Below are 18,168 nucleotides of genomic sequence, written 5' to 3' on the forward strand. Positions count from 1 at the left end.
CTCCTACCTGCGTCCGCGGGTGATGATCCGCGCGAAGGCCATGGTACTGATCGCGCCTCCCAGCCCGGCGAGCAGGACGACGTCGTAGGTGATCGACGAACTGTAGAACAGGCTGTAGACGAGGAAGCCGGCGATGATGGTCAGGAAGACCATGTCGGCCAACACGGCACGGCGGGCGTCGTTACGGGTGGATACGGTCCGCCACAGAACGAGGGCCATGGCCGCGGCGATGATCACCGCGGAGACCCCGGCGAAGATCCACAGGAATTGTGTCGGTGTCACTTCGAGTCGTCCTCTCTCTTGTCGCCGTCGGCGGGTGGGGTGTCCTGGTCACCGGTGTGGGGTTCCTGACCGGTGGCGGGACTTCCGTGCCGACCGCGGAGCCGGGACAGCGGTGTTCCGGGAAGACCCCGGCGACCGCTGAGGTCCAGGTTCGGCTGCGGCAGGCGGGAACGAACCTCCAGCGCGTTCACCAGCGAGGCGATGGGGGAGGTGCGGCGGCCACTGCGGGAGGCCTTCGTGCCGTCGGCGGTGGGGGACTGGTCGTGCGCCTCGGACATGGCGGAGATGCCGCCGTCCTGGGACGGGGCGACCCGTGCGGGGTCGATGCCGCCCTCGGAGTCCTTGGCGTCGTCGTCGGCGTCGTCGAGGTCGAGGGCCGGCGGGCTGAGTTCTTCGGCGAGCTTGCGCCGACGGCGCTTCTCCTCATCCTCGATCCGACGGCGCTTCTCCTCGGCGGCCTTCTTCGCGTGGGTCTTGGCGATCTTCTCGCGTTCCTCGCGGGAGAGGTTGTCGAAGTCGTTGACGTCGAGGTTGTCGTCCTGGCGCATGATCGCCGCGACGAAGGCGGCGGCGTGCGGGGTGGAGTCGACCTTCTCGATGTCGAAGACGCCGTCCTCGCTGGCACGACCACCGCGGTTGCCGCGGTAGCCGCGGGGCCCGGGCACGCCGCGCTCCACGAGGTGCTCCACGTCGAACTCGATCTTGCGCTTGCGCACGGAGGGGGAGATCTTCGCCTCCATCACCGCCAGCGAGTGCAGCAGCTCCTGCGGGTCGGCACCGTACATGGCGTGCACGGCGAGGAAACGCTGCACACGGGTGAGACCGTGGGTACGGAACTCCGAGGTGGCCACGGAGCTCACGTCGCTGAGGTTGCGCTTGCCGGCGTTGGCGTCCTCGTCGACCTCCTTGGGGCCGGTGACCCCGAGGGCCAGGGTGCCCGGCGTCATGGTGATCGAGGCGATGAAGATCGCGATGTCACGTTCACTGGTCAGGCGCAGCGGGTAGTAGATCATCACGGGCGCGATGTGACGACCGGTGGTGAAGGTGTCGTAGGCCATGATGGTGGACTCCTTCACGATCTGGCCCGTGAGCCAGACCGAGTAGGACGTCCAGTGGCCGATCTGCTGGAAGATGTTCTTCTTTTCCATCACCGGGTTCCTTCCGCTGCGGATTCGGTGTGCGCCAGGCCGTACTCCTCGGAGGGCAGGACGACCCCGACGGCCTCGTCCGGGTCACCGAGGATGGCGTGGACGTAGTCCGTGGTGTCCGTCAGCGACGCCGCGGCGTCGCCGGTGACCTGGGTGATCGCGCCGATGCCGAGGAACATGGCGATGCTGATGACCATCATCGCCGCGCTCGGCAGGGTGAGCCGCACGCTGACCGCCAGGCTGGGGTCCATGTCCTGCTTGTCCATCGGCTTGCCCCAGAAGCACTTGCGCCAGACGTGCAGCATGCTGAGCAGGGCGCCGATGGAGGCGACGACGACCGCGCCGACACCGACCCAGACCATCGGCCCGGAGTCGCGGACCATGGCGAAGATCAGCATGAGCTTGCCCCACAGGCCGGAGAACGGCGGGAAGCCGATCAGCGACATCGCGGCGGCGGCGAAGACCACGGAGATCATCGGGTCGCGACGCATCAGGCCGGACAGCCGGCGCAGCCGCCCGGTGCCGTAGGTCTCCTCCACCGCACCGGCGGCCATGATCAGCGCACCTGCGGTGATCATGTGGTGCAGCATGTAGAAGATCGCCGCGGAGAGCATCAGCTCGGCGTTGCCGCCGAGGAAGGCCAGTGCCACGAGGATGAACGGGATGCCGTTGACCATCTGGTAGGAGATGACCCCGCGCAGGGTGGTCTCGCCGAGGGCGGCGAACCCGCCGATCATCATGCCGATCACGGCGAAGACCAGGATGGTCAGCGCCCAGCGTTGGTCACCCTCGAAGATGGTCATGAAGATGCGCAGGATGGCGTACACGCCGACCTTGGTGTGCAGCCCGGAGAACAGGGCCATCACCGACGGGGAGGTCGATCCGTAGGCGCGGGGGAGCCAGGTGTGCACCGGGGCGGCACCGGCCTTCACGGCCAGGGCGATCAGCACGATGCCCAGGGCGAGCCAGAGCTGCCACTGGGTGCCGTAGATGCCCTCGGCGAACCCGCCGGAGGCACGTTCACCCGCAGCCCCGGCGAGGGCGGCGATGTTGGTGGTGCCGACCACCGCGTACACCAGGGCGACACCGGAGAGCAGGGTCAGCGAGGTCACCAGGTTGACCAGCACGAAGGTGCGTCCTGCGGCGAGGCGCGCCCAGGTGCCGGTCATGGCCAGCAGGCCGAAGGACGGCATCAGCATGACCTCGATGAACACGAAGAGGTTGAACAGGTCGGCGGTGAGGAAGGCACCCCACACGCCGGCCAGCAGCATCAACGTCATCGCCGGGTAGAACCGTGCCTGAGACTCGCCGACGGCCTCGGCGAACCAGTTGGCGGTGAAGGCGACCACGGAGGTGGCCACGATCATCACCGCGGAGAGCGTGTCGGCCGCCAGCGGGATCGAGACGCCGCCGATGAAGTCGCCGACGTTGTCGGCGACGACGGTGGTCTCACCGCCGCCGGCGACCTGGGTCAGCAGCAGGACGCCGCCGACGATGCCGGCGAAGGGGACGAGCAGGCCGAGGGCCCGCCGGGGCAGGCTCCAGGGCAGCGCCGCGGCGATGCCCGAGGACATCAGCGGGACGACGATGAAGAGTGCGAGGAGCGGGCCGAGGGTGTCCGGGTTCATCAGTAGTCCACCTCTCGGTCGCGCCGGCGCTTGGCCTGTGCGGAGTGTTCGTCGATGCGGTGGGCGGAACGCTGGCCCACGGTGTCCAGGGCGCGGAATTCGCGGCGGGCGCGCTGGACGTCCTCGCCGGAGCGGGTGTCGTCGTCACGGCCGAGGGCCGCGAGGGCGAGCAGGACGGCGGTGGTCGCCATCGAGATGACGATGGCGGTGAGGACGAAGGCCTGGGGGAGCGGGTCGGCGGACTCCGCGGGCAGCGTCCGGTCTGCCAGCGGGTCGGAGCGCCAGGCCCCGATGCCTGCGGCGAGCAGCAGCAGGTTGACCCCGTGGCTCATCAGCGTGGTGCCGATGATGACGCGGACCATGCCGCGCTGCATCACCATGTAGACGCCGGCCGCGACGAGCAGGGCGATGATGGCCGCGATGATCATTGGTCGTCACCGTCCTTCTTCTCGTTCTTGTCGGACTTGTCTGTCTTGTCTGTCTTGTCTGTCTTGCCTGTCTTGTCGGACTTCGGGGCGGGGTCCGCCTCGTCCGGGCGTTTCTGTTTGTTCCGGCGTTGCTCCTCGGCGACGGCCGAGGGGTTCAACGGGACCGCTGAACCACCGGCGGTGACCGCGACCTTCGAGCCGGCGAGGGCCTGGAGCTCAGGGCGCTGGGCCATCATCCTCGAGGACTCCACCGGACTCGCCTTGGTGAGCTTGCCGGGTTCGGCACCGGGCCGGTCGCGTCCGCCGAGCGAGTTGAGGACGATGACCACGATGCCGATGACCGCGAGGTACACGCCGCCGTCGAAGAAGAGCGAGGAGCTGAAGTGCTCCGAACCGATGTAGAAGTGGATCGGTGCGAGGAAGCTGCCCTCGAAGAAGCCGAAGAGTCCGGTGACCAGTGCCAGGACGATGCCGCCGCCGACGAGCTGGTAGCCGAGGTCGGCCTTCCCGATCTTCTTCGCGTTCGGCTGCACCAGGTACCAGAACACCAGGCCGAGGGCGAGCATCAGGGCGGCGAGGAAGCCACCGCCGGGTGCCTGGTGACCGCGGTACAGCGTCACCGCGGAGTAGACCACGAGGACGGCGAGGAACGGCCAGACCACGTTGCGGCCCAGGATGGAGTTCAGGTGGGTGCTGCGCAGGTACTTCGAGTAGAAGGGCGCGAGCTCCGGGATCTTGTGCACGTCGGGGAACTTGGTGGACCCCTCCTTGCGGAAGAGCTCGGCGGTGGAGCCGGGACCGTAACCGGGGACCGGGGACTTCGGCACCGAGGCGACGATCGCCGCGATGACGATTCCGGCCATGCCCAGCACGGACAGCTCGCCGAGCGTATCGAGTGCACGGAACTCCACGAGGATCGCGGCCACGATGTTGTTGGCGCCGGACACGTCCGGGGACTCGGTGATGTACCACTGGGCCAGCTCGGGCCGCGGGTGACGGCCGATGAGCAGCCAGACACCCACGAAGACGACCAGGCCGACGATCGTTGCGAGGGTGACCGCGAACTTCGTGCGGTTCTCACCCTCCTTGAGGTAGAGCCTCGGCTGGTGGCGGACGACGAGCATGAGGAACACGGTGACGATGAACTCGACCATGAGGTTGGTCATCGCCACGTCCGGGGCACCCAGGGTCAGCATGATCCAGGAGACACCGGCACCGGCCACGCCGACCAGGACCACGGACCCCATCCGCGAGCGGGTGGAGATGATCGCCATGGTCACGAGGAGCATGATGAGCAGTCCGGCGATGTCGGTGATGTTGTCGATGCCGGAGACCCGCGGCTGCAGGGCGCCGAGGTTCTCCAGCCCGCCGGGGCCGAAGAATGCCGCGGTGCCGAGCACCAGGAGCATCACGAAGATCCACAGCAGGTGGCTGTTCGGGCTCAGGGCGTTGCCCAGGCGGCTGACCAGGCGGCCCCACCGGCTGGCCATGCGCAGTGTGAAGGCGATGAGCTCGTTCCCGGTGAAGGGGAAGAGCCGGTGGTCCTCCATCCAGTCGGTGAAGGCGCGGTGGCGCATGGCCACGACGATGCAGCCGACCACGATGACGGCGATGGTGATGTAGAGCGGGATGCCCGGGCCGTGCCACAGCGCGAGGTGCGAGTGCGGGTCGCCGGAGCCGATGGAACCGACGATGGCGTCCATCGGGGCGTCGAACAGCGACAGGAAGAGAACGACCGGCAGGGACAGCACACCGGGGATCGCGGCCGGCAGCCAGAAGGACGCCGGTGCCTCCTTCACCTCGTCGACAGGGACGACCTCGGCGGTGTCGACGGCCGAGCCGGTGTCGATGAAGGCACCGATGAGGTACTTCGCCGAGTACATGAAGGTGGCGACGGCGCCGACACCGGCGGCGATGAGCAGCACGATCTCCCAGCCCGGCAGCAGCGGGGACTCGGTGAAGGACTCGAGCATGCCCTCCTTGGACACGAATCCGAGCAACGGCGGGATGCCGGCCATGCTCGCCGCGGCGATCGCGGCGGCGGTGAACGTGGCGGGCATGCGACGCCAGATCGAGCCGAGCTCGCGGATGTCGCGGGAGCCGTTCTGGTGGTCGATGACGCCGATGACCATGAACAGCGAGGACTTGAACATCGCGTGTGCCGCGGTGTGCAGGACGGCCGCAGCCAGGGCGAACGGGGTGCCGATACCGATCGTCGCCACGATCCAGCCCAGCTGGGAGACCGTGGAGTAGGCGGTGAGCCGCTTCAGGTCCGTCTGCTGGTAGGCGAAGACGGCGGCCATGACCGCGGTGGCCATACCCGAGATGATCAGCATCAGGTTCCAGACCAGCACGTCGGAGAAGATGCCGGAGAAACGGAGCAGCAGGTAGATGCCGGCCTTGACGACGGCGGCGGCGTGCAGGAACGCGGAGACCGGGGTCGCCGCGGCCATGGCCTCCGGCAACCACACGTGGAAGGGCAGCTGGGCGGCCTTGGAGAACCCGGCGAGCGCGATGAGCACGGCGACGATGACGGTCACCGAGGCGTCCTGCCCCCAGACGTCGCTGTTGATGATGCCGGAGATGTTCGACGTCCCGGTGGCGGCGACGGCGACACCCAGGCCGACCAGCAGGCTGAGCCCGCCGGTGAAAGTGAGGATCAGGGTACGCACGGCACCGGGCTCACCGGTGTGGCCGGCGCGGGCGATGAGGAAGAAGGACGCCAGCGAGACGAGCTCCCAGCCGATGAACAGCACGGAGACGTCGTCGGCGAGGAACAGGACGACGACCGACACCATGAACGCCGTCATCAGGACGTAGAAGTTCATGATGTGCTCCCCGCGGTGCAGGTACCGCGAGGAGTAGGCGAACACCGCTGAACCGATCAGGAGTGCGAGCAGGGTGAAGAACATGCCCAGGGGGTCCATGCGCAGGGCGAACTCGAGGTCCGTCCCGCTGCCGTCCACGCCGGGCAGGACATCGCGGACCCAGGTCGCCGAGAAGACGGCGTCCTGTCCGTCGAGGATGTCCCCGGCGTAGGAGAGTACGTAGGCGGCCAACCCGAGGAACACGGCGGCCAGTGGCCAGCCTGCGTTGCGGTCGAGTGTCTTGACCAGGACCGGGGTCAGTGCGAGAGCTATGGCAAGCACCACAGGAACGACGATCAGGGTCACGGTCTCACCAACACCTCACATTTGTTCTGACTCGGTAGGCGCCCCATGGTTCCTGCGGCTGTCGGGTCTTTCGGACCGAACCACCTGCGGATCCGGTCAGGATCCGAGTAACCTTATGCGACGGGCCAAGTTTATCAGGCGTGTCGGACACGGGTACGGGCAGGACTTTGCAGTAGGGGCCCCTGCCCTTACCCGGACACGCCCGGACGGCGACCTTGTTACGATCGGGCGGCATGTCTCATACAGCGTCTGAAACGCCCGACCGACAGTCCAACTCCGCATCGCTCGAACTGCCCGCACTGGGGTTCGGCACCTACAAGTTGTGGGGCACCGAGGGCGCCGATGCGGTCACCGGAGCCATCGAACTCGGCTACCGCCTGATCGACTCGGCCTACAACTACGAGAACGAGGGGACGGTCGGGGCCGGCATCCGTGCGGCCGTGGACCGGGGCCTCGCCGCGCGCGACGAGATCATCTACACCAGCAAGCTCCCGGGCCGCTACCAGGAGCGCGAGAAGGCATTGGCCGCGGTGGAGGAGTCCTACTACCGGGCGGACGTCGGCCCGATCGACCTGTACCTCATCCACTGGCCGAACCCCGGCCAGGGCCACTTCGTCGAGGCCTGGCGTGCGTTGATCGAGGCGCGGGAGCGTGGCCTGGTCAAGCACATCGGCGTGTGCAACTTCCTGCCGGAGCACATCGAGACCCTGGAGAAGGAGACCGGTGAGCTCCCGGAGGTCAACCAGATCGAGCTGCACCCCGCCTTCCCCCAGGTCGGCGCCCTCGAGTGGAACAACTCGCACGGGATCATCACCGAGGGGTGGAGTCCGCTGGGACGCGGTGCCGCGCTGGACAGCGCCCCGGTGCAGGACGCCGCACGCACGCACGACGCCTCCGCCGGGCAGGTCGTGCTGGCGTGGCACCGGGCCGTCGGCTCCCTGGCGATCCCGAAGGCGTCCAGCCGGGAACGTCAGCAGGAGAACCTCGACTCGCTGAAGCTCGAGCTCCGCGACGACGAGGTCGCGGCGATCACCGCCCTGGGGCGTCCCGACGGGCGTCTGAAGGGCCAGGATCCGGCGAGCTACGAGGAGTTCTGAGACAATCGGCTGCGTGCCCACGCAAATCACCCACCCCCTCAGACTCCGGCTGCTCAACGACTACGAGGTCGTGGTCGCCGGACTCCGGTCGATCCTGGCCCCGTACGAGGGCAGGATCCACATCGTCGAGACGGACGTGGGGACCACCGGCGAGCGCCCGGTGGACCTCACCCTCTACGACACCTTCGGGCTGACCCAGGCGGACGGCCAGGAGATCGACGCGGTGCTGGCCGACCCCACCGCCGGGCGCGTGGTGGTCTACAGCTGGAACATGCAGGCCGACCTCATCCAGACCGCCCTGGACAGGGGGTGTCACGGCTACCTCGACAAGTCGATGGGCGCCGGGGTGCTGGTCGAGTGCCTGGAGGCGATCGTGGAGGGGCAGGTGCTGGTCTCCGACACCGCGGAGTTCGCGGTTACCGCGGCCTCCGACCCGGTGCCGGTGCGTGGCGTCTGGCCGGGACAGGCGGAGGGGCTCACCGCGCGGGAGGCGGAGATCGTCACGTTGATCACCAGGGGGATGACCAACGCGGAGATCGCTGAGCGGAGTTTCATCACGATCAACTCGTTGAAGTCGTGCATCAGGTCGGCGTACCGCAAGATGGGCGTCGAACGGCGCTCCCAGGCGGTGCGGTGGGGAATGGAGCACGGGATGACCCCGCCCGGACGTGAAAAGACCCCCCAGCCGAGCTGAGGGGTAACTCCCGGTGGTGGGGGAGGAGGGGTCCGGCCCGCGGGGGGCCGGGGACGTCACCTCTTCTTGGTCACCAGTCCCACGATCCACAGCAGGATCACCGCGCCGATGAGGCACGTGATGAAGCTGAAGATGATTCCTCCGCCGGCCACGTTCACGCCGAAGAGGGTCAGCAGCCAGCCACCGAGGAAGCCGCCGATCACGCCGACGACGATGTTGAGGATGATCCCCATGGAGGCGTCGGTGCCCATGACCTTCGAGCCGATCCAGCCGGCGAGACCGCCGACGATGATCCAGCCGATGAAGCCGAGGGGCGGGGCCGAACTGGCGGCGAGGATAAGCGTATTCGAGTCCATGTCATTCTCCGTTCATGAGTCGTCGTTCCGGGACGGGGCGCAGGGGTCTGCGGTCCGCTAGTTTCCGGTGATCTTGTTGATTCCCTCGGAAATCTTGTCCTTGGCGTTCTCTGCGGCGTCCTTGACACCGGACGCCGCCTGGTCGGTCTTCCCGTCTCCCTTGAGACGGTCGTTGTCGGTGACGTCACCAGCGGCTTCCTTGGCCTTGCCGGTGGCGTCCTGAGCCTTGTTCTTGATCTTGTCGTCGAGACCCACGGTGGTTCTCCCTTTCGGTCGTCGGAAACAAATGTTCGTTCCCAGTGTACGTCATTGTGTCGAAAGTGTGACGGGCATTTTCCGTCGTTCGCGGCCTCTCCGGTCATAAATAAACCGAAAAAGGCATGACAAAATAAACGGTGTGTCTATATGTCAATACACTTCCGCAATTGGCTGGACTCGCTCGCAACTCGCTCGAACCGTGTTGTCGTTCAGCGGCGGGGCATCACCGTCCGCCCCAGACCGTCGGCAGGCCCTGGAGGGCACTGGCACCCACGGTCACGAGATCCTCCCGGGGACGGTGGGTACGCAGCGCGTCCCGCAGGTTGCGCACCTGTCGGGCGCGGGCGTCGTCGTCGCCGTCCGGACCGCTCCCCGGGGCAGCGTCCAGGGACCGTAGGACGCAGGAGAGCGTCGTCTCGCAGGCGTCGTGGACGATGCCGCGGACCCGCAGGGCCTCAGCCCACTCCGGTGCCCCTGTGGCACCTTCGCGGTCCACGACGCCGGCCAGTCGCTCCAGGACCGCACCGCCCGCGAAGAGCGCCGTGTCGCAGCGTCCCAGGTCCCACAGGTCCGTCCTGTTCACGGCGTTCATGGCGTCCGGTGTCGGCCGGGCGAGCCGCAGGTGCAGCTTCTGCGCGAGGCCACAGGCCGCGCCCCACCACATCGCCGCCTCCCCGGCCGCCGCGAGGGCGTGCCCGGGACGCGACGTGTACCAGTCCTGCGCTCCCACGACGTGCGCGTGGGCCCGCAGGAACCTCACACTCCCACCGTCCCGGGCGTCGACGGTCACACCGTCGTCGTGAAGCCGGACGGAGAAGAGGCTGTGTGCCGCTCCGTCGGTGCGGGCGCTGACGAGCGCGTGGCTCAGCGAACCCACCGCCGCGGACCCGGACACTCCTCCGGTGAGCAGCCAGCCGCCGGTCGGCGTCCGCACGGCGTGCACCTGTGCCGCGGAGTCGTCGGTGAAGACGCCCCAGGTCGACCCCGCCGGGGCGAAGACGACCAGGTCGAACTCGCGCGCCTGCTGCAGGATCGCGAGGGCCTCCAGGTGTGGGCCCAGACACCGGGCCGCGGTGAGGTTCAGCGCGCCGAGCTCCGCCAGGCCGCGCCACATCCGTCGGGTGTTGCCGGGGGACTGCAGCCCGACGGCCCGGCGGACGTCGTCGGCGAGCGCCAGGGCGCGTTCCGCGTCGTCCCCGGCACGCAGGATCCGTGAGCGCAGCGCGGTCGGCAGGACGCGGCCCGCGCCGGACGGGGTGAAACTTGTCATCGGTTCCACGCTAGAAGTGGCGGCCTACGCGGGAAACACCCCTGAGGGTGGCCTCCTGCGGCCGGTCACCCGGATCCCACGCAAAGAAAAGGAACACCCTCCGTCCTGCGTCTGCAGGTCGGAGGGTGTTCCTCTGGCTGTCGGGGTAGCGGGATTTGAACCCACGACCTCTTCGTCCCGAACGAAGCGCGCTGCCAAGCTGCGCCATACCCCGGTCTGGAACGGCACGGATCAACCCTCGCGGGTTTCTCTGTGTCGCAACAGGTAAGCACTATAGACGGACTTCCGGCCCCGTGGCAAAACACCTGCACACGGCCGCGTAGCGGGTCGCGTCAGGACTCCCGCTCCACCACCCGGACCAGGGTCGCCGACGGTCGGCAGAACATCCGGAAGGGCACGTACTTCGACGTCCCCAACCCGTTGGTCACGTGCAGCCACATCCGCTCGGACCACCGCGACAACCCGGAGACCCGGGAGCGGTCGATCCCGCAGTTCGTCACGATCGCCCGCCCGCCGGGCAGACACAGCTGACCGCCGTGGGTGTGCCCGGCCATCATCAGCTGGTAGCCGTCGGCGGCGAACTCGTCGAGCACCCGGGGCTCCGGGGAGTGCGCCAGGCCGATCGCCAGGTCGGCCTCGGGGTTCGGCGGGCCGCCGAGGGCCCCGTAGTCGTCCCGGTCGAGGTGCGGGTCGTCCACACCGCCCACGGCGAGCTTCACCCCGGAGGTGGCGAAGTCCACGCGCCGGTGGGTGGCGTCCTCCCAGCCGTGCTCCACGAAGGCGGCGCGCATGCCGCGCCACGGCAGCTCCACGTCGCTGGGCTTGTTGCGCTTGCCCAGCAGGTAGTTGAACGGGTTCACCGGGTGCGGCGCGTAGTAGTCGTTGCTGCCGAAGATGAACACACCCGGACGGCGCAGCAGCGGACCCAGCGCACGCAGGACGCCCGGCACAGCCTGTTCCTCGCCGAGGTTGTCGCCGGTGTTGACCACCAGGTCGGGTTCCAGGGCGTCGAGCGAGGCGACCCAGCCCTGCTTGATCTTCTGGTCGGCGAGCATGTGCAGGTCGGAGACGTGCAGGATCCTGAAGTCGTCCTGCCCCTCCGGCAGCGTGCCCGGCTCGAGCGCGGGCACGGTCACCTCGTGCAGGACGAAGGCGCGGGTCTCGACGACGGCGGCGGCCGCCGTGGCCACGCCGAGCGCGGCGAGCGCGCCGGTGGTGCGCAGGGCGGAGGAGAGGACGCCGCGGGCGCGTGCGGAACTGTTGTCTGGGAGGTCTCGGCTAGTCACCCTGCCCAGTGTAACGGCGGGCGGGAGGTGGCCTAGTCGAACTCGTCGAGGGTCATGTCCCAGCCGGTCTCACGGGTGGCCGTCCCGGACGATCCTGTTCCGGACGCACCGCCCGTCGCCGTGTCGTTCGCCGCACTGCGGTAGCGCGCGGGGTTGCCGCGGTCGTAGTCACGGTTGTAGGAGGGCAGGCCCGCACCGCCGTAGCTGCCGACCATGGAGTTCGCCGCGGTGAAGAACGCCCGCGCCGGCTCGTTGCCGCCGTAGAGGTTGCCCTCGCCGCACTGGCGCAGCGGCCCGGTGCACAGCGGGGAGGCCTGCGAGCCGTCGTTGAAGGCGTACGTCGCGCCCGCCAGGCCCGGGGTGAAGCCCAGGAAGGCCGCCGACAGGCTGGTCTCGGTGGTGCCGGTCTTCGCCGAGATCGGCCCGCCCCAGCCGGACGCGTCGGCCGCGCCGGACGCGGTGCCGTCCGCGACGTCCCCGCCCATGCCGTTGGCCAGGGCGTCCGCCACACCGGAGGAGAGCGCCTGCTCGCAGTCCGGGGTGTCCAGCGCCACGTCCTGCCCGTCGTGGTCGGTGACCGACAGGACGGGGGAGGGCTCGCACCAGCGGCCGTGGTCGGCGAGGCTGGCGGAGACGTTCGCCAGCTCCAGGGGGTTGACCTCCAGCGGGCCCAGCACGAAGGAGCCCAGGTTGCTGTCCTTGATGAAGTCGGCCACGGACTGCTCGCCGTCGTAGGAGCCCGCCTCGCCGTAGGAGCGCAGGCCCAGGTCCACGGCGATGTCGGTCATCCGCTCGGTGCCGAGCTTCTCCGCCATGGCTACGAAGGGCGTGTTGGGGCTGGTGGCCAGTGCCTCGCGCAGGCTCATCTTCGACTTGAAGTCGCCGGCGTTCTCCACGCAGTAGCGGTTGGCCGGGCATCCTTCCGCACCGCCGCTGCCCATGCCGGAGACCTCGATGCGGTTGGGAACGTCGAGGCTGGTGTTCAGGCCCATGCCGTTCTCCATGGCGGCCGCGGCGGCGAAGATCTTGAACACGCTGCCGGCGCCGTTGCCCTCGGAGGTGTGGGTCACCGGCAGGACGGTCTCGCTGACGTCCGCGTCGAGCCCGTAGGTGCGCGAGGAGGCCATGGCGACGACCTCGTGGGCGTCGTCCGTCGGTGCGATGAAGTTGGAGGTCAGCGACACACCCGGGGTGGACGGGTCGGCCTGGGCGCGTACCGCGTTCACGGCCGTCTCCTGGGCTGCCGGGTCCAGGGTGGTGCGCACCGTGTAGCCGCCACGGGCGAGCTCGGCGGTGTCCAGGTCGTGGTTCTCCAGGTACGACAGCACGTAGTCGCAGAAGAAACCGGCGTTGTCCGCGCCGATGCAGCCGTTCGCCTGGCCCACGGGGCTCTCGTTCACGCCGAGGGGTTCGGCCACGTAGCGGTCGCGCTCGGCGGGACCCAGGGCGCCGGTCTCCACCATGGAGTTGAGCACGGCGTCGCGCCGGGCCTGGGCGCTCTCCGGGTTCGTCCACGGGTCGTGGGCGCTGGTGGACTGCACCATGCCGGCCAGCAGGGCGGACTGCGGCACGGTGAGCTGGTCGGCGGTGGTGGAGAAGTAGGTGCGCGCGGCGGCCTCGATGCCGTAGGCGCCGTTACCGAAGGAGATGAGGTTGAGGTACCGGGTGAGGATCTCGTCCTTGGAGTAGCGCTTCTCCAGGTCGGTGGCCATCTTCATCTCGCGCAGCTTGCGCGACGCCGAGGTCTCGGTGGCGGCGGCGCGTTCCTCGTCGTCCGCGGCGTCGATGAGCAGCAGGTAGTTCTTGATGTACTGCTGGTCGATGGTGGAGGCACCCTGCTCGACTCCGCCGCTGGAGAAGTTCGCGGCCAGGGCGCGCAGGGTGCCCCGCACGTCCACCCCGTCGTGCTCGTAGAAGCGACGGTCCTCGATGGCGACGATGGCGTCCTTCATGGTGTCGGAGATCTCGTCCGCCCCGACGGAGTAGCGGCGCTGGTCGTAGAGGGTGGCTAGCGTGTTGCCCTCACGGTCGGTGACGGTGCTGACCTCCGGCAGCGACTCGTTGTCGTCGATGTCGGCGAGGTCGCTGTCGACGGTGTCCGAGCCGGCGTTGACCACCAGGCCCGCGCCGCCGACCAGTGGGACGACGGCGAAGGCGGTGAGTGCGCCCACCATCACGACGGCGAGGACGAGTGTGGCTGCGCTGTTGAGGTAAGTCACACACAGCAGCGTATCGGATGGCCCCTGTGATGGGGAGCCCGTGCCGGTATCGCCGATCGGTCCCCGGCAGGGGGAGCGTGCGGGGGTGGCGCAGGGCTGCGCCGTCGGACGTTCCGCGGAGGTCGTGTGCGGGGTTTCGGAGGGGCGGCGGTGAGGCGCCGGCGGCGCGTCGCCGGGGCCGTCGGTAGCAGCGACCGTGGCCGGGCGGCGAGCGAACGGTCAAGTGGTGACGGACATCACATTGTACCGTCATTGTGGTGCCGTAGTGTGATGACCAGCACATCTTCTGTGGCGATCATTCCATTCCGCTGCGCGACGGCGCCGAGTGTGCCGTGGGTGGGCGAGAAGACACAGTGGTGGGGCAGCGGCGGGGCCCGTGGTGGAGCAGTGACGGGCCGGACGGCGCGACGGACCGCGTGGGCATGGCCCGGACCCTCGTCGCGGGCGCCCGGTGACGTGCCGCACAGGTTCTCGGCATATGTGCGATTCGACACTTCTAAATCTGTGTGAATACACTTACACCCAGTTTGCTGATGATCACTTCCGGGGTCAGATCTCCGGAGCCGGGGATCATCAACCCCCGGCCACCATCCACAGCGGAAGGACATCATGACCGCTTCACTCCAACGCCCCGACACCTCCACCGACGTTGAGGCCGCCGCAGCCCCCGATGTTCGCAGCGGCAGCCAGGGTGTGCTGCACCGCACGGCCGGGCAGGTCACCACCCGCGAGTCCTTCAACAACCGTGGCGAATGGATCACCCAGGCGCACTGCCGCAACATCGACCCCGAGGAGCTGTTCGTCCGGGGGGCCGCGCAGCGCAAGGCCGTGGCCATCTGCCGCCACTGCCCGGTCGTGCTCCAGTGCCGTGCGGACGCCCTCGACAACGACGTGGAGTTCGGCGTGTGGGGCGGCATGACCGAGCGTCAGCGCCGTGCCCTGCTGCGCAAGCACCCCGAGGTCGAGAGCTGGGCCGACTTCTTCGCCGGCCAGCTCGAGGCGTCCCAGGCCTGAGCCGGGACATTTGTATACTCGTCGACATGACTCAATGGGAATACGTCACCGTTCCGCTCCTGACCCACGCCACCAAGCAGATCCTCGACAACTGGGGTGAGGACGGCTGGGAACTCGTCTCGGTCCTCCCCGGCCCGACCGGTGAGCAGCACGTCGCCTACCTGAAGCGGGAGAAGTAGTGCCGGTCGACGGGGGCCGCGTCTCCGCCCGGCTCGGTGAGCTCGGTCTCACCCTCCCCCCGGTCGCCGCGCCGGTCGCGGACTACGTGCCCGCCGTGCGCACCGGTGACCTTGTGTTCACCTCCGGCCAGCTGCCCTTCGTCGACGGCCGGTTGCCCGTGACCGGCTCCGTGGGCGCGGAGGATGCCGCAGTGTCCCCCGAGGACGCTGCGGCGTACGCCCGCACCGCCACGCTCAACGCCCTGGCTGCCGTCCACGACCTCGTCGGCATCGACAACGTCGTGCAGGTCGTCAAGGTCGTCGGCTTCGTCGCCTCGGCCGCCGGATTCGGCGGACAGCCCGCCGTCGTCAACGGTGCGTCCGAACTCCTCGGCGAGGTCTTCGGCGACGCCGGGGCGCACGCCCGCAGTGCCGTCGGCGTCGCCGAGCTCCCGCTGGGGAGCCCGGTCGAGGTCGAGCTCATCGTCCGCGTGGCCTGAGCCGTCCGCCCGTCCCGTCCCCGCCACCGTGGCCGCTTCCGGGACGGGTGGACCCACCCCCGCCCGGACTGACCGTGGGCGGTCCCCGCAGTAGGATTAGAGCCATGGAGCATCCCGCGTACAGCCAGTTGCGTTCCGTCACCCCTTCCACCGGAGTCGTCCTGTGCGACAACCCCAGCTACCAGGCATTGGAGGGCACGAACTCGTGGGTCATCCGGGCACCGGGTGACAGCCGGAGCGTGATCGTCGACCCCGGGCCGCAGGACGAGGGACACCTCAACGTCCTGCGCGCGAAGGCCACCGAGGGTGGCGCGGAGGTCGCACTGATCCTCCTCACCCACCACCACCCCGACCACGAGGACGGGGCCGCCCGCCTGCGCCAGCTGCTGGGGGCACCGGTGCGCGCCATCGACAAGCGCTACTGCATCGGCGGGGACGTCCTGGAGGACGGCGAGGTGATCCGGTTCGAGGGGCTGACCCCGTCGATCGAGGTCATCGCCACCCCGGGGCACACCGATGATTCGGTCTGCTTCGCCGTCCACACCGACGCCGGTGACACCGATGCCGACGTCGAGGCCATCATCACCGGTGACACCATCGCCGGACGGCACACCACCATGATCTCGGAAACCACCGGTGACCTGGGCGACTACCTGGAGACCCTGCGGCTGTTGATCCGTCGTGGGGCCGGGGTGCACATGCTGCCGGGCCATGGTCCGGACCGCGAGGACACCGCCGAGCTGGCGCAGAAGTACCTGGAGCGTCGGGAGTTCCGGCTCCAGCAGGTGACCGAGGCCGTGGCGAAGCTGGGGGACGAGGCCACCGTGGGCCAGATCGTCGACGAGATCTACACCGACGTCGACCCGGTGCTGCGTGACTCCGCCAAGCAGTCCACGCGTGTGGCGCTGCGCCACCTCGGCAAGCTGTAGGAGTCCCGGCGCCGGCCTGTGTCGCCGGATCACCTTTCCAGGCAGCGATTCGGCCCCTTTGCCTACCTGGAAGGGTGAGTATCTTCGGGCTCGGGCAACGGGGTGATGTCGCCGGTGCTCCCGGTGCCGTCGCTACGTTCATCGTCCCCGCTGTGCTGCGGGGCGAACGCGAGGATCAGCAGCACCAGGGCGATCAGTGCCAGGCCGACCCACCCCAGAGGGGCCAGGCGTTCGCCGACCACCGCCACGGCCAGCAGCGCGGCCACAGCAGGTTCCAGCAGCGTCACCGTCGTCGCCGTGCTCGGGGCGAGTGCGGTCAGTCCGTAACCGAACAGGACGTAGCCGAGGAACATCGGCACCACCGCGATGTACGCCGATACCGCCACGTTGTTCCACGAGTCCAGGATCGGCGCACCCGTCAGCAGCAGGACCGGGATCAGCAGTGTGCCGCCGACACCGAACACCGAGCCCATCGCCGCGCCGCGTCCCGCCCCGACGACCATGAGCCGGAACGCCGCCCACGCGTAGACGGCGTAGGACACCCCGGCGACCAGGCCCAGCACGATGCCGGCGAGCATCGCGCCCGAGTCGGAGTCGCCGGAGTCCCGCTCACCGGACGCGACACTGATCAACACCGCGCCGGTCACGCCCAGTGCGGCGGCGCACGCCCACCACGGCCCCAGCCGTGCCCCGCCGGTGAACTTCTCGATGAGTCCGGCTGCCAGCGGTGCCGAGGCCAAGGAGATCACCGTGCCGACCGCCACACCTGACAGGTGCATCGAGCTGTAGAACGCCAGGGGGTAGGTGAACACCGCCACGCCGCCGAGCAGGACGGTGCGTCGGTGCGTCCGGAGCAGGGCTCGTTGCCGGCGTAGCTCGGGGACGGCGATGAGCGCCTGGAGGAGTCCACCGACGCCGAGTGACACCGCGCCGATGGCGAGTGGTCCGACGTCGCCGGCGAAGGTGGCCGCCGTGCCGGTGGTTCCCCACAGCACCGCGGTCACCGTGACCGCCAGCAGGGCGGGGAGTCGCGGGGACGTCATGCGGCGAGCGCCCTGATGATCTCGCGGGCGTGGTGCAGGTGGGTGGTGGTTCCGTCGAGTCCGGACCGGCTCATCGCGCCCTCGAGGAGGAAGGAGATGTGCAGGGCCGTGGCTCGGTCGCTGGCTCGGTCGCCGGAACCCAGGGCGGTGGCGACGATGTCCTCGACCTCCTGCTTGTGCCGGGCGACCTGGGCGCGCGGGGCCGAGCCGAGGGGGAACTCCGCGGCGCTGTTGAGCAGGCCGCACCCGCGGAAGTGCGTGCCGTCGGCCTCGGCGTGGTCGATGTAGGCGTCGACCACGGCGAGGACCTGCTCGGCCGGGGTGCTGCCGGCGGCGCGGAGCCGTGCCTGGTGCAGGTCGAGCCACTGGTGGTGCCGGCGTTCGATGAAGGCGGCGATGAGCTCGTCCTTGGAGGCGAAGTTGTTGTACAGGCTCTTGCGGGCGACGCCGGCGTGCTCGACGACGGCGTCGATGCCGGTGGCGGCGATACCGCGCTCGTAGAACAGGGTGGTGGCGCTGGTGAGGATGCGTTCACGTGCCGGTCGGCGGCGGGTCTCGGCCACGGGGTGTCCTCCTGCGTGGGGGCCTGGGTCGGGTCCTGGGCGGTCCGACTAAGTAGCCAGATCAGTCTACCTACTTCGGCGGGCGCAGAAAAACGCAGGGCCCGCAGGCCGCTGCGTTGGAC

18 protein-coding genes and 1 tRNA gene are annotated in these 18,168 nt (G+C 69.0%); 6 read left to right on the plus strand and 13 right to left on the minus strand.

Annotation, left to right across the window (positions count from 1 at the left end; all coding sequences use genetic code 11):
• Positions 1-3: 3 nt before the first annotated feature.
• The 5 genes from ACT3UN_RS02255 to ACT3UN_RS02275 are packed head-to-tail and all read right to left on the minus strand — an operon-like array spanning position 4 to position 6,659.
• On the minus strand, positions 4-282 hold the full coding sequence (locus tag ACT3UN_RS02255) for a monovalent cation/H+ antiporter complex subunit F (protein ID WP_301443011.1): 279 nt from the start codon (positions 280-282) through the stop codon (positions 4-6).
• Positions 279-1,430, minus strand: coding sequence for a Na+/H+ antiporter subunit E (locus ACT3UN_RS02260; protein WP_444656116.1), 1,152 nt, complete (start codon positions 1,428-1,430; stop codon positions 279-281). Before ACT3UN_RS02260 ends, ACT3UN_RS02255 begins: the two co-directional genes overlap by 4 nt.
• Positions 1,430-3,058 (minus strand): monovalent cation/H+ antiporter subunit D family protein, encoded by a 1,629-nt coding sequence (locus ACT3UN_RS02265; RefSeq protein ID WP_444656118.1) that lies wholly within the window; start codon positions 3,056-3,058, stop codon positions 1,430-1,432. The genes ACT3UN_RS02260 and ACT3UN_RS02265 overlap by 1 nt, the downstream gene beginning before the upstream one ends.
• Entirely contained in the window at positions 3,058-3,486 is a 429-nt protein-coding gene (locus tag ACT3UN_RS02270) for a sodium:proton antiporter (RefSeq protein WP_301443685.1), read from the minus strand. The genes ACT3UN_RS02265 and ACT3UN_RS02270 overlap by 1 nt, the downstream gene beginning before the upstream one ends.
• Positions 3,483-6,659 (minus strand): DUF4040 family protein, encoded by a 3,177-nt coding sequence (locus ACT3UN_RS02275; protein WP_444656120.1) that lies wholly within the window; start codon positions 6,657-6,659, stop codon positions 3,483-3,485. The genes ACT3UN_RS02270 and ACT3UN_RS02275 overlap by 4 nt, the downstream gene beginning before the upstream one ends.
• A 233-nt stretch (positions 6,660-6,892) precedes the next feature.
• Between ACT3UN_RS02275 and ACT3UN_RS02280 the strand changes: the two genes are divergently transcribed.
• Positions 6,893-7,756, plus strand: coding sequence for an aldo/keto reductase (locus ACT3UN_RS02280; protein WP_301443683.1), 864 nt, complete (start codon positions 6,893-6,895; stop codon positions 7,754-7,756).
• Between the two features lie 13 nt (positions 7,757-7,769).
• Complete coding sequence (locus ACT3UN_RS02285) at positions 7,770-8,450, plus strand: response regulator transcription factor (protein ID WP_444656122.1); 681 nt, start codon at positions 7,770-7,772, stop codon at positions 8,448-8,450.
• 56 nt (positions 8,451-8,506) lie between these two features.
• Here ACT3UN_RS02285 and ACT3UN_RS02290 read toward each other — a convergent pair whose 3' ends face one another.
• From ACT3UN_RS02290 to ACT3UN_RS02315, 6 genes are all read right to left on the minus strand, one after another.
• Positions 8,507-8,806, minus strand: a complete 300-nt coding sequence (locus tag ACT3UN_RS02290; protein WP_444656124.1) for a GlsB/YeaQ/YmgE family stress response membrane protein — start codon at positions 8,804-8,806, stop codon at positions 8,507-8,509.
• Between the two features lie 57 nt (positions 8,807-8,863).
• Entirely contained in the window at positions 8,864-9,061 is a 198-nt protein-coding gene (locus ACT3UN_RS02295; protein ID WP_301443457.1) for a CsbD family protein, read from the minus strand.
• 226 nt (positions 9,062-9,287) lie between these two features.
• Positions 9,288-10,334 (minus strand): hypothetical protein, encoded by a 1,047-nt coding sequence (locus tag ACT3UN_RS02300; protein WP_444656126.1) that lies wholly within the window; start codon positions 10,332-10,334, stop codon positions 9,288-9,290.
• Positions 10,335-10,474: 140 nt separating this feature from the next.
• Positions 10,475-10,548: transfer RNA gene (locus tag ACT3UN_RS02305), tRNA-Pro, on the minus strand.
• A 118-nt stretch (positions 10,549-10,666) separates the two neighbouring features.
• Positions 10,667-11,557, minus strand: coding sequence for a metallophosphoesterase (locus tag ACT3UN_RS02310; protein WP_301443462.1), 891 nt, complete (start codon positions 11,555-11,557; stop codon positions 10,667-10,669).
• Between the two features lie 95 nt (positions 11,558-11,652).
• A complete protein-coding gene (locus ACT3UN_RS02315; RefSeq protein WP_444656128.1) occupies positions 11,653-13,839 on the minus strand; it encodes a transglycosylase domain-containing protein in 2,187 nt (728 codons plus the stop codon).
• 609 nt (positions 13,840-14,448) lie between these two features.
• Between ACT3UN_RS02315 and ACT3UN_RS02320 the strand changes: the two genes are divergently transcribed.
• From ACT3UN_RS02320 to ACT3UN_RS02335, 4 genes are all read left to right on the plus strand, one after another.
• Positions 14,449-14,853: a WhiB family transcriptional regulator gene (locus tag ACT3UN_RS02320; protein WP_301443459.1), complete on the plus strand. Its 405-nt coding sequence runs from the start codon at positions 14,449-14,451 to the stop codon at positions 14,851-14,853.
• Between the two features lie 26 nt (positions 14,854-14,879).
• Positions 14,880-15,032 carry a DUF4177 domain-containing protein gene (locus ACT3UN_RS02325; protein ID WP_301443460.1) on the plus strand — a complete coding sequence of 51 codons (153 nt, stop codon included), beginning with the start codon at positions 14,880-14,882 and terminating at the stop codon, positions 15,030-15,032.
• On the plus strand, positions 15,032-15,511 hold the full coding sequence (locus ACT3UN_RS02330; RefSeq protein ID WP_441579262.1) for a RidA family protein: 480 nt from the start codon (positions 15,032-15,034) through the stop codon (positions 15,509-15,511). The genes ACT3UN_RS02325 and ACT3UN_RS02330 overlap by 1 nt, the downstream gene beginning before the upstream one ends.
• A 104-nt stretch (positions 15,512-15,615) precedes the next feature.
• Positions 15,616-16,440: an MBL fold metallo-hydrolase gene (locus tag ACT3UN_RS02335; RefSeq protein WP_301444189.1), complete on the plus strand. Its 825-nt coding sequence runs from the start codon at positions 15,616-15,618 to the stop codon at positions 16,438-16,440.
• Between the two features lie 62 nt (positions 16,441-16,502).
• On the opposite strand, the gene ACT3UN_RS02340 is transcribed toward ACT3UN_RS02335, so the two are convergent.
• Together ACT3UN_RS02340 and ACT3UN_RS02345 are read right to left on the minus strand one after the other, a co-directional pair.
• Positions 16,503-17,483 (minus strand): DMT family transporter, encoded by a 981-nt coding sequence (locus ACT3UN_RS02340; RefSeq protein WP_444656130.1) that lies wholly within the window; start codon positions 17,481-17,483, stop codon positions 16,503-16,505.
• A complete protein-coding gene (locus ACT3UN_RS02345; RefSeq protein WP_444656132.1) occupies positions 17,480-18,046 on the minus strand; it encodes a TetR/AcrR family transcriptional regulator in 567 nt (188 codons plus the stop codon). The genes ACT3UN_RS02340 and ACT3UN_RS02345 overlap by 4 nt, the downstream gene beginning before the upstream one ends.
• Between the last annotated feature and the right edge of the window lie 122 nt (positions 18,047-18,168).

Origin of the sequence: Corynebacterium sp. AOP12-C2-36, from assembly GCF_052379185.1 — a bacterium.
Classification (GTDB): Bacteria; Actinomycetota; Actinomycetes; order Mycobacteriales; family Mycobacteriaceae; genus Corynebacterium.

Excerpts from the sequence above, each read along its gene's own strand:
- ACT3UN_RS02260 (WP_444656116.1), bottom strand. The coding sequence starts at position 1,430 with ATGGAAAAGAAGAACATCTTCCAGCAGATCGGCCACTGGACGTCCTAC.
- ACT3UN_RS02290 (WP_444656124.1), bottom strand. The coding sequence starts at position 8,806 with ATGGACTCGAATACGCTTATCCTCGCCGCCAGTTCGGCCCCGCCCCTC.
- ACT3UN_RS02280 (WP_301443683.1), top strand. The coding sequence starts at position 6,893 with ATGTCTCATACAGCGTCTGAAACGCCCGACCGACAGTCCAACTCCGCA.
- ACT3UN_RS02265 (WP_444656118.1), bottom strand. The coding sequence starts at position 3,058 with ATGAACCCGGACACCCTCGGCCCGCTCCTCGCACTCTTCATCGTCGTC.
- ACT3UN_RS02320 (WP_301443459.1), top strand. The coding sequence starts at position 14,449 with ATGACCGCTTCACTCCAACGCCCCGACACCTCCACCGACGTTGAGGCC.
- ACT3UN_RS02300 (WP_444656126.1), bottom strand. The coding sequence starts at position 10,334 with ATGACAAGTTTCACCCCGTCCGGCGCGGGCCGCGTCCTGCCGACCGCG.
- ACT3UN_RS02335 (WP_301444189.1), top strand. The coding sequence starts at position 15,616 with ATGGAGCATCCCGCGTACAGCCAGTTGCGTTCCGTCACCCCTTCCACC.
- ACT3UN_RS02325 (WP_301443460.1), top strand. The coding sequence starts at position 14,880 with ATGACTCAATGGGAATACGTCACCGTTCCGCTCCTGACCCACGCCACC.
- ACT3UN_RS02270 (WP_301443685.1), bottom strand. The coding sequence starts at position 3,486 with ATGATCATCGCGGCCATCATCGCCCTGCTCGTCGCGGCCGGCGTCTAC.
- ACT3UN_RS02340 (WP_444656130.1), bottom strand. The coding sequence starts at position 17,483 with ATGACGTCCCCGCGACTCCCCGCCCTGCTGGCGGTCACGGTGACCGCG.